General features: G+C 40.8%; 9 protein-coding genes. 4 read left to right on the forward strand and 5 right to left on the reverse strand.

Features of this window, described 5'->3' with window-relative positions; all coding sequences use genetic code 11:
- The first annotated feature begins 120 nt into the window (after window positions 1–120).
- Both mpaA and F9817_RS13155 read left to right on the forward strand, forming a co-directional pair.
- Window positions 121–840, forward strand: a complete 720-nt coding sequence (mpaA, locus tag F9817_RS13150; RefSeq protein ID WP_161156251.1) for a murein tripeptide amidase MpaA — start codon at window positions 121–123, stop codon at window positions 838–840.
- Window positions 841–1,199: 359 nt separating this feature from the next.
- Window positions 1,200–1,556 carry a DUF805 domain-containing protein gene (locus F9817_RS13155; protein WP_161156253.1) on the forward strand — a complete coding sequence of 119 codons (357 nt, stop codon included), beginning with the start codon at window positions 1,200–1,202 and terminating at the stop codon, window positions 1,554–1,556.
- Between the two features lie 44 nt (window positions 1,557–1,600).
- Here F9817_RS13155 and F9817_RS13160 read toward each other — a convergent pair whose 3' ends face one another.
- On the reverse strand, window positions 1,601–2,524 hold the full coding sequence (locus tag F9817_RS13160) for a phosphatase PAP2 family protein (RefSeq protein ID WP_161156254.1): 924 nt from the start codon (window positions 2,522–2,524) through the stop codon (window positions 1,601–1,603).
- A 307-nt stretch (window positions 2,525–2,831) separates the two neighbouring features.
- Entirely contained in the window at window positions 2,832–3,926 is a 1,095-nt protein-coding gene (locus F9817_RS13165) for an AbrB family transcriptional regulator (protein WP_161156257.1), read from the reverse strand.
- A 354-nt stretch (window positions 3,927–4,280) separates the two neighbouring features.
- On the opposite strand from F9817_RS13165, the gene F9817_RS13170 reads away from it, so the two are divergent.
- Window positions 4,281–4,664, forward strand: a complete 384-nt coding sequence (locus F9817_RS13170) for an NUDIX hydrolase (RefSeq protein ID WP_237476250.1) — start codon at window positions 4,281–4,283, stop codon at window positions 4,662–4,664.
- A gap of 63 nt (window positions 4,665–4,727) precedes the next feature.
- Here the strand turns inward: F9817_RS13170 and F9817_RS13175 are convergent, their stop codons facing one another.
- The 3 genes from F9817_RS13175 to F9817_RS13185 form a co-directional block, all read right to left on the reverse strand.
- Window positions 4,728–5,753 carry an alpha/beta hydrolase gene (locus F9817_RS13175; RefSeq protein ID WP_161156259.1) on the reverse strand — a complete coding sequence of 342 codons (1,026 nt, stop codon included), beginning with the start codon at window positions 5,751–5,753 and terminating at the stop codon, window positions 4,728–4,730.
- Between the two features lie 253 nt (window positions 5,754–6,006).
- On the reverse strand, window positions 6,007–7,086 hold the full coding sequence (locus F9817_RS13180; RefSeq protein ID WP_161156261.1) for a tartrate dehydrogenase: 1,080 nt from the start codon (window positions 7,084–7,086) through the stop codon (window positions 6,007–6,009).
- 152 nt (window positions 7,087–7,238) lie between these two features.
- Window positions 7,239–8,111 carry a GNAT family N-acetyltransferase gene (locus F9817_RS13185; protein ID WP_161156263.1) on the reverse strand — a complete coding sequence of 291 codons (873 nt, stop codon included), beginning with the start codon at window positions 8,109–8,111 and terminating at the stop codon, window positions 7,239–7,241.
- 211 nt (window positions 8,112–8,322) lie between these two features.
- On the opposite strand from F9817_RS13185, the gene F9817_RS13190 reads away from it, so the two are divergent.
- Window positions 8,323–9,816: an aldehyde dehydrogenase family protein gene (locus F9817_RS13190; RefSeq protein WP_161156264.1), complete on the forward strand. Its 1,494-nt coding sequence runs from the start codon at window positions 8,323–8,325 to the stop codon at window positions 9,814–9,816.
- Window positions 9,817–10,131 lie beyond the last annotated feature (315 nt).

Here is a 10,131-nt window from a genome sequence, read left to right on the forward strand (position 1 = left end):
CCCTAGGTTATGCACAATGAACATACTATACCTGTTATGCTATTAAGTTACAGTGGGTAGAATCGGATTAATATCAAGATGTTGAATTTATGTGCGAATGGATAATGGATTGGTGATGATATGAGTAACGGTGATCAATATAAGCAACTTTCCCAGAGAGGAACGTTTACCTCCAAACCTGTCGAGTATGGACGTTCTGTTCTAGGGGCTCCTTTATTCTATTTTCCCGCCCAATCTCATTCACCAGAAGCTGGTTTGATTATTGCGGGTACTCACGGAGATGAAACCGCCTCTATTGCTCTATTATCTTCCGCTTTACGTAGCATAGAATACTCTAAGCTGAGCCATCACCTTATTTTGTCGGTTAATCCTGATGGTAATCAGCTTGGGGTCAGAAGTAACGCGAATGGTGTTGACCTTAACAGAAATTTTCCGGTAAATAATTGGGACCCTAGCGGTACTGTCTATCGCTGGAATAGCAATTGTCCAGAACGTAATGTGCGTTTGAGTTCCGGTCATTGCAAAGCATCAGAACCTGAAACTCAAGCGCTAATAAAAGTTATTGAGCACCTATCCCCCAAGTTTGTGATCAGTTTTCATGAACCTTTAGCCTGTATTGATTCGATAGATAAACTAGGGTTAGGCGAACGCTTATCAGATTTATTTCAGTTACCGTTAGTTTCAAATGTTGGGTATGAAACTCCGGGGTCTTTTGGTACTTGGTGTGAGCAAATTTGTTTACCGAATGTGACTCTCGAGCTACCAGCCATATCCGTTGACGACGTCACTCAACAATACCTAGATGCAGCGATGCAATTGTTAACACAATCCAGATTCTGATAATCCCAAGTCAACTTAATAGTCACCTTAATATATACCCCAGTAACCTCAAGATGCTGTTTCAGCGAGAATGTTTTCGCTCTTAGGCAAGGCTCTGACTCGAAGTGCTAGGTATTTGCGAATAATTATATTGATAGCTTTGTCTAATTAACGTCCTAACTCTTAGTGACATCTCGCAAATTTAGCTTATCAAGGAAATAATAAATTGCTTTGTTTTTCGGTCTTGCTAGGATTCGTTTGTTCAAATAGTACTGCTTAGGCTTAATTGTTGACCATGAGATTATAGAAACTCGGGCATCAAAAGCAGTGTTTATAGTGAGCAAAAACATTGATAAAAATTATTTTCAGAGGCTAGTATTATGAATTGGTATATCTCAGTTTTTAAAAATGCGTTTAATTTTAGTGGGCGCTCCCGCCGTAAAGAATATTGGATGTATATGTTGTTTAATGTCATTGTTATATGTGTACTTTACGGGGGCGCATTAGCATCTAATTCGACAGCATTATCTATTATATTTGCTATATATAGTTTGATAACATTTATTCCTTCTTTATCGGTTACTGTTCGTAGATTTCATGATTTGGATAAATCAGGATGGTTTATCTTATTGAACTTTATTCCTGTTGTTGGTGGGTTTATCGGGTTGTTCTTTATGTGCCAAGATAGTTCTCCATCAGATAATCGATTTGGTCCAAATCCTAAAACAGTTTCATAAAAAATAGGCCTAGCTATGCTAGGCCTATTTTTCAAAGTTAATTCTTAAATTTCATTTTTCATCAATTTTGAATAACGTCTTTGCCATAAACCTACAGACTTCCAGATTATGAACGTAATTAGGGCTCCTAAATAGCCGTCGCATGCATAATGCCAACCTAAATGTATTGATCCGAAGAAAATAACAGCGACATATAGCCAGGCGACGATTCCCCACTTTTTGTTCAGCTTAGTAATGGATAAAGCGATCAACGTAACGCTAGATACATGAACGCTCGGCATTGCTGATATCCCTATGCCTGGCGACAGTGATTGACTAGCGTACGCATTCCAAAGAAATTCTTGTGTGTGCAAAGACCAAACGGTAAAAAAACTTTTTTGATCAATAAGGTATTCATTTTGCTGATGCAGAAGAGACATTAAATCTTCGTAAGCTGTCATATTGGGGAATAGCCTATGCGCATAAACGGGTCCTCCTGAAGAAAGAAGAATAGCAATAAGTCCACCAACGACAAACCAGACTAGGCATACAGAAATGATGATTTGTTCTCGCTTAACAGGGTGTTTTAATTGGCAGGTTGCGAAAACAAAAAATATCCAGATAATGAAGATCCAAATGTTATAAAAAAAGTTAACAAAGGCGGTGACCCAAGGAGACTTAAATAAGGTATGGGTGAGCTCCCAAGGATAATATCCAAAGTGAGTGATCTTATCGAATTGTGATAACAATGGATCCAGATAATATGGGTTAACGATTGAAATTGCTGTTTTTAAAGAGGTAAAACAAGATAAAACCAGTGATAATGCTATAAATAGCAATATCATATTGATGATTTCATGTTTATAAGAAAAAAAGTATTTAAACTTTGCAATAAACAGTTTTGATGGGTTGGGTTTTAGATGGAATAGTAAATAGAAATAGTAGCATATAAAATATAAGGCTCCGGTTGCACCCAGTGCATAAAGCATGAACTTTACATAAGTAAGTAAATCGAAATACTGCATAGCGTGGAAGACATGGCAGATCACGTAAGTCACACTACAAATGATTAACGCTACGATATATATCGATTTATCGCGTACGATGGGAGCTAAAATCTTATTCATCAAATTTTTTATGCAAAACAAAGATTAATAAAAGTTATCATCTATTTTAAATGGAGTGATGCTCTCCTATCATAAATGAGAGGGGCGTCTAACTTATCAATGTAACGATTATACTCAAGCACCTTCAAGATGCTGTTTCTTAGCAAATACTTGTAGACAACGCACGCATTTAATTTCTATTTTCTCTATAGTGCTCAACAATTTGGGCGGCTTTAGTCGCCAATAATGGGCCAAAAATCAACATAAAGAACAGTCGGCATGTTTGCATTGCCATAATAAATGATACGTCAACGTTACTTGAGGTAGAGGCGATGATTGCTATTGAATCAGCTCCTCCTGGGCTCATTGCCAAATAAGCCGTTAGGGGATCAATGCCAAAGTATCTGACTAAACCAACAGAGAGTAGCGAACAAAAGCCAATCAGTAAGAGAATTGAAAAGAAGATATTTGGCATTATTTTTATCGCGTAACGTGTTGCTTCACCAGTAAAGCGAGCACCGATATTCCAGCCGATAATGGCATAGCAGAAAAAGAGAAATGGGGTTGGTAAATCTATTTGGAACCAACCCCAGTAATTAACCGCAATACCCAAAAGAATGGCAATAATAAGTGGCCCAGAGGGTAACTTGAGGTATTTACTGGCAATCACACTAACTGCAATAAGTACGAGTGTTTTTACAAAATTAGCCCATTGCACGGTTTCATAGAGATGTAATTGATGATCTTGGTTACCAGCAATGTTTGGCATGAAAAAATGGGTCACTAAGACTGCAGCAAGTGACACCATAATGACACGTAAATACTGCATTAAAGCCACTAATCTAACATCAGCGCCATAGTCTTGAGCCATGAGTGTCATCACAGTTGCGGCACCCGGGCTACTTCCCCAAATCGCAACGGTACCAGGCACCACTCGACGGTAAGCAAGGATACCACTTAGCACTGTACTCGCGATTAATACAGACAGCACGCCGCCGAAAAATAACAAGAGGTGTTGGCTGATATTTGAAATCGCATCGAGTGGTAGGGCGAGAGAAATCATGACTCCAATTGTTCCTTGGCAGCAACGAATCAAAGGTTTAGTTGGCTGCATGACAATGTTTTTTTGCGCAAAGAGAATGGCGACAAACATAGGGCCAAGTAAGAACGATGCTGGCAGACCTAGATATTGAAGTGCAATGGATATCATTAGAGATAGCACACCTAGCAAAACCCAACGCGTTTCTCTTTTTTGAACAGGCAGGTGTGTAGAGATAAATGACATAAATCGCTCTTCTTTTATAAGGTGCAACAGGAGTAATGCCGCACATAATAAACAAGGGAGAGGATGGTGGCTAGAGAGTAAAGGAATAAACGTTCGTGTTCGATCATTTTATTTATAGGTCTATTGATTTCAGTAGAAGAGTGAAATGTGATCTGATCACAAATGCTTGTCGCATATAGTGAGAATTTATGACACTGATTTCCATTACTTTCTCACTTAGTGGGATTGGATGTAAAATTTGTTGCGTATAGAGCTTGGGTAAATTTTTGGTTCATGCTATTAAAATAGACATAAAAATAAATAACTCGAAAGTTTTGGAACTTGGATGTGTTGAGGCAAGGAGCGATAAATACAATGAAAAACTTATCGATGGCTGTTGTCGTTAAAGACCATACAGTGTTATTGCAACAACGTTATCGTGGAGCAAAAGACGTCATTTATGAATTTCCTGGTGGCTCTATTGCTGATAATGAATCTGGCGTATTTGCTGCCATTCGTGAATTGTGGGAAGAAACAGGTGTATCAGGTGTTCGCACTTTGGGAGAGTACACGTTTAAGAATCGGTATGGTGGTGATAGTCATTACGTGGTTCTTGAGCCTGCTGCAGATGTTTTTCCGCGCAAAGCTAACTCAGAGCATGTATTGGCATGGTTACCCTTAACGGATATACCACATGAAAAGCTCTATCCGGCAGATAAAGAGTTTGTTGAGCGCTATTTGCCACACTATATCCAGTAATGTGATCTAATAAAGATGCAGGCGAGGCTTAATGCCTCGCTTTTAGGTGTGAACAACGGGTTGTTATTGGTTCTTTTTCTCGTCATTAGAGAGTGATTGTGAGCCGGAGAGATGTTCTTTAAACCAGCTCACGACCAAATTAATTACCGGTTCTTGATACCAGCTGACATCTCCGTGCCCGGCACCTTCGACCAGATAATAATCAACACGGTTTCCTTCTTCTTTTAAAGCTTGATAAAACTGAGAACCTTGAATAGGTGACACTAGAGTATCGTCACTGCCATGCATTAGTAGGAAAGGGGGCAGGCCAGATTTAACATGTCCCATTGGTGATGCGTACAGTGCTTTCGTTTCATCACTATCAATGGTGCCACCAGGATGGTCGGAGAAAGCGACACCATTGACCAATAAAGCTTCGGTTACATTGTCTTGTAGATGGGTTTTATAGTGACTTCCTTCGTAGCCTTCACCAATGTTAAGCAAGTTTGAAATGCCATATAAGCTCGCGACAGCTTGTACTTCCGATGTTTGGTCAACAAACCATCCTTGGTCAAACTCTTCGATATCGATGGTAGTCCCCAGCATTTCAGCTAACCAGCCTCCCGCTGAATTGCCTAAGACACCAATGCGAGCAGGGTCAATGCCATATTCGGTGGCATTGGTGCGTAAGAAACGAATTGCGGCTTTACCATCAACTACTGGAGCTGGGAATACATCAGGAACAACACGATATTCAGCGGAGCCTACAACAAACCCAGCTTGGGCGAGAGCAACCCGCATTTCTAAAAACTTATCTCTTTCCGCCGTAGTAAAACCGCCACCTGGGAAAAATACGATGGCCGGTTTTAATTGTGATGTACGTGGAATTAATAACGACATTTTCAGTAATCGGTTTCCGGTCTGTTTTTTTACTTGTGAATACACAACGTCACTGATGGAATCGACAGGAACTCGTTCTGGTTTACCCATTTGCATGACCTGCACTCCGTCGATATAACCCGGTAGAGCTTCTGTCTCAAACTTGGGAGGTTCATCGATAGTCAACAGACGACAAAGAGAGGGATGTAATTGGGATTTTTTACCAGACATATGACCACCTAAGGCTGTTATCAGTTTGATAGAGTTGAATTATATCAGTATAAACTGATTGGCGTCGTGCATCCGGTCTGACTATGTGCATTAGGAACAAACTTTGAATCCGTGGTCACAGTTTTTCACGGAACAAGTAGTTCTATTATTGCAAATCGATCAATTAGTACGATCGTTAGGATACGGTTCAATGGACGGTATCAAGAGTTTGATAAAGAAAGCAGGTCAGTGATACCTGCTTTCTAGGATATCCCTAGTGGCTAACTTGTTGTTCTATTAGGTGAGTAATAGCATCGCCTAGTTGTTGAGTCGAAGCATTACCATTCATATCCGGAGTGAGGTTATCTTGTGCGGCTATGACTTTTTCAATAGCCGTCATAATGATGGAGGCTTCTTGAGGTAGACCTAAATGGTCTAGCATCATCGAGCCCGCCCAAATCGTCCCAATCGGGTTAGCGATATTTTGCCCATAAATATCTGGCGCTGAGCCATGCACGGGTTCAAACATAGAAGGGAAGTTTTTCTCTGGATTGATGTTGGCTGAAGGGGCAATGGCGATGGTGCCAGTACAAGCGGGGCCTAAATCCGACAAAATATCCCCAAATAAATTGGAAGCAACTAGGACATCGAAATGTTCTGGTTTTTTCACTAAGTTAGCGCACAGAATATCAATGTGGAATTGATCGCAATCTATGGTTGGATGCTGCTTAGCAATATTCCAAAAACAATCATCCCAAAAAGGCATTGAGTGGAACATACCGTTAGACTTTGTAGCAGAGGTGACACGTTTAAGTTCTTGCTTCTGGCATAAGTCAAAGGCGTAGTTGATGATGCGATCACACCCTTTTTTACTAAATAGACTTTGCTGAATAACGATTTCATCGGCGGTACCTGGCTTAAAATGACCGCCGATATCGGAGTATTCCCCTTCTACGTTTTCACGGACGACCCAGAAATCAATATCGCCGACTTTTTTATTCGCAAGTGGAGAGGCGATACCATCAAACAAACGGACAGGACGTAAATTAACATATTGATCAAATTGGCGACGAATAGGCAGCAATAGCCCCCATAGCGAGATGTGGTCAGGAACATTGGGAAAACCCACAGCGCCCAGATAAATCGCGTCGTATTGAGCGAGAGTATCTAAACCATCATCAGGCATCATTTTCCCGGTTTCTAGATAGGTTTCACAAGACCAATCAAAATAGTCAAACTGCAATTTTGTATCGGTTAAGGCAGCGGTTGCGGCTTGAATGGCTTTGATCCCTTCCGGCATGACTTCTTTACCAATCCCGTCGCCAGGAATGACTGCAATTTTTAATGTTTTCATGATGTTCTACATTTCCTTGTATGATACATACCCAATATTTGGAGGTATAGCGGTTAAGAACGCTATACCTGAATCTTTTAAATGTGATTGGGTATTTGTACGTTATACGTTATTAGTTGCTAACCGTAATTGAATCCATTGCTACAAGAGAATTAACCTATGGCCTGAGTGACAACACTATATGTATAGGGGGCTTGCTCTGAATATGGATGAGGACCAAGCGACATCAACGTGACGTCATCAGCTTGTTGCAAATTCCATTTTAGAAGCATAGGTTCTAAATCGAACTGAATTGGAGTATCAATACGAATAAAACGACCTTGATATTTTGCCAAAATTGATTCGATTAATGTTGTGGCCTCACTCTGATTTTGGGCAACTACGGGGCCGATGGCATAACCGCGGCCAAAAGGTCTAAATGCGGCAAAACCCTGCAATTGATTATTTTTTTCTAGTAGCACTATCTCTTCTGAAATCTCAAAGATCTCCTCTGCTACCTTGGTTCGTTCCATCTTACTGGCGCTATTCATCAGCTCGATGATTGAGTCATGATCTGAGGTTTGGTACTGACGCAAAGACAGCTCATTGCTTAGTGATCCTGATGGATAATCAGTCGGACATTTTGCATTGCCTTGAAATTGCTTAATACGTCCATATACATGAAATCCGAGCTTTTCATACAAGGGTTTACCTGCAACGGTTGCCGTTAAAAATAGATGGCGTTGACCTGCAAGTTGCATGATGGCTTCCATCAATCTACGTCCTAGTCCAAGCCCCTGATATTCATCAGCAACAACGATTAAGCCGATACTAGCGTGCTGACCTTGTACAACACTACAAGCTGTACCAACAAGCTTGCCATCGATTTCCAGGCCAACAGTATGAGAAAGTTTAAGCATCGTTGCCCAATCTTCTCTGCGATGTGGCCAATGCAGGTTTTGGGTCAGTTGGTAAGCTGATTCCAAATCATTGTTATCCATGGGTCTTAACTGGTAAGTAATATCAGTAGCAGTGGCGTCGACCATGTGTTCATCCTTTATTGATAATCATTTTCACTGTTATTTCATTGCCGTTAATAAAAATCAAGTAGTGGTGTCTAGTTCGGTACAAATAACCGAAGGGTAAGAGTGATAAAACAATTGCTGCTGCTTTGAGTGACCAGCTCGGCAGCACATGCTGGTAGAATTTAATTACCATGATAGGTAAGCAGATAGCCAACAAGTTAAGGAGCAACGAATGGCTTATTATAATCCCGATGAGATCGCTATTCCCAATGGGCATTTTAGTCATGGCCAACTGGATTCTTCAACTGGGCATGAACGACATGCAGTCACTCGTCCTTCTGATGGTGTGGTCTATGCCGAAATACCAATCGCAGATGGCCCATATGTAGATAGAGTGGTGCGCGCTTCTTATGAGTCTTTCCGTTCTAGCGATTGGGCAACTCGAGCTCCTCGTGATAGGGCAAAAGTGCTTATGCGATGGGCTGAATTAGTGGAAGACAATTGTCAATATTTAGCACAGTTAGAATCTTTAGGTTCCAGTCGAACTTACCAAGATGTTCTTCAGTGGGATATACCCTATGTCGCTGACACGATACGCTTTTTCGCTGAAATGGCCGATAAAGATGGTGGTTATGTTGGAACGACACAAAGCAATCGTTTCGGTATGGTGGTGACTGAACCCTATGGTGTGGTGGGCGCGATTACGCCTTGGAATTTTCCAATGAGTATGGCGATGTGGAAAGCAGCGCCAGCCTTAGCGGCTGGAAACGCAGTCGTGATGAAGCCATCAGAGCTTACACCCTTTTCAACGCTATGCTTAGCTCAGTTAGCAATTGATGCCGGATTGCCGAATAATATGTTCAATGTGGTATTAGGAACCGGTCAAGTAACGGGGGCTGCACTTTGCGAGCATCCTTTAGTGAGCCGAGTGACTTTCACTGGTTCGACTCAGACGGGGGCGAATATTATGTCTGCGTGTGCGCTGACAGGACCTAAGCCTGCAACCTTAGAGTTGGGTGGGAAAAGTCCTCAAATAGTGTTTGCTGATGCTCCTGATATTGAGTTAGCGGCCAGCATGGTCGCAAAAGCCATTACTGGCAATGCAGGACAAGTTTGCGTTTCAGGATCTAGATTGATTATCGAACAAGCGTTGTATGAACAATTTATTCCACTCATTATCGCCCACTTTAAACAGTTGATTGCTGGAAAAACATGGGAGCAAAATACGACTTTAGGTCCGATTATTTCAGAACAGCAACTCTCAAGAATTGAATCAATTATCCAAAAAAGTATATCGGATGGAAGCCAATGCCTTTATGGGGGAGAACGCATTATTGGACATGAATGTGGTACGTATTTTCAACCAACAATTTTAAAAGTGACGGGTTGCGATGATATTGCGATTATGCAAGAAATTTTTGGACCTGTTTTAACGGTACAAACTTTTACGAGCGAGCAAGAAGCATGGCAACTGGCAAGTCACAATACCTATGGCTTGGCTGCAGGTGTTCATACTTCCAATTTAGATCGAGCATTAAGAGCAGTGAGAAATATAGAAGCTGGCTCGGTTTGGATAAACCGTTATGGACGGACGTTCGATCATATTATGCCAACGGGGGGATACAAGTGCTCCGGCATTGGTAAAGACATTGGTAAAGAGGCATTTGAAGAAAATCGCCGCAGCAAAACAGTAATGATTGATTTTGATTTAAACCCATCTAATTAACCATATCATCGAACTGTATAAGATGGCAGGAGTCCTTCACCCACTCTATTGCCATCTTATACTCCTACCGAATACTCATTTTCGCTTTATTTTAGTTAGACTGACTGACTAAACAGCATTTACCCATTTAATTAAGAGTTACATTTATTATTGTTTACTAATGGTCGTAACTTGCACTTGTTTTGTGTGTTTTTTGTTCAGTTTGGTGTCGTTGTTAATGCGGGATTTTATTAGAAGTAATAATTTTATTAGTTACATTTATTCATTTTTAAGATTACTGTGACACCATTGAAACACAGAAAATGATATTATTAT

It is taken from the genome of Vibrio eleionomae (assembly GCF_009874545.1).
GTDB lineage: Bacteria > Pseudomonadota > Gammaproteobacteria > Enterobacterales > Vibrionaceae > Vibrio > Vibrio nitrifigilis.

What these genes read in the sequence shown, in the direction of transcription:
- F9817_RS13165 (WP_161156257.1), bottom strand. Translation starts at nt 3,926, where the DNA reads ATGTCATTTATCTCTACACACCTGCCTGTTCAAAAAAGAGAAACGCGT.
- F9817_RS13160 (WP_161156254.1), bottom strand. Translation starts at nt 2,524, where the DNA reads ATGCTTTATGCACTGGGTGCAACCGGAGCCTTATATTTTATATGCTAC.
- F9817_RS13170 (WP_237476250.1), top strand. Translation starts at nt 4,281, where the DNA reads ATGAAAAACTTATCGATGGCTGTTGTCGTTAAAGACCATACAGTGTTA.
- mpaA (WP_161156251.1), top strand. Translation starts at nt 121, where the DNA reads ATGAGTAACGGTGATCAATATAAGCAACTTTCCCAGAGAGGAACGTTT.
- F9817_RS13175 (WP_161156259.1), bottom strand. Translation starts at nt 5,753, where the DNA reads ATGTCTGGTAAAAAATCCCAATTACATCCCTCTCTTTGTCGTCTGTTG.
- F9817_RS13180 (WP_161156261.1), bottom strand. Translation starts at nt 7,086, where the DNA reads ATGAAAACATTAAAAATTGCAGTCATTCCTGGCGACGGGATTGGTAAA.
- F9817_RS13190 (WP_161156264.1), top strand. Translation starts at nt 8,323, where the DNA reads ATGGCTTATTATAATCCCGATGAGATCGCTATTCCCAATGGGCATTTT.
- F9817_RS13155 (WP_161156253.1), top strand. Translation starts at nt 1,200, where the DNA reads ATGAATTGGTATATCTCAGTTTTTAAAAATGCGTTTAATTTTAGTGGG.
- F9817_RS13185 (WP_161156263.1), bottom strand. Translation starts at nt 8,111, where the DNA reads ATGGTCGACGCCACTGCTACTGATATTACTTACCAGTTAAGACCCATG.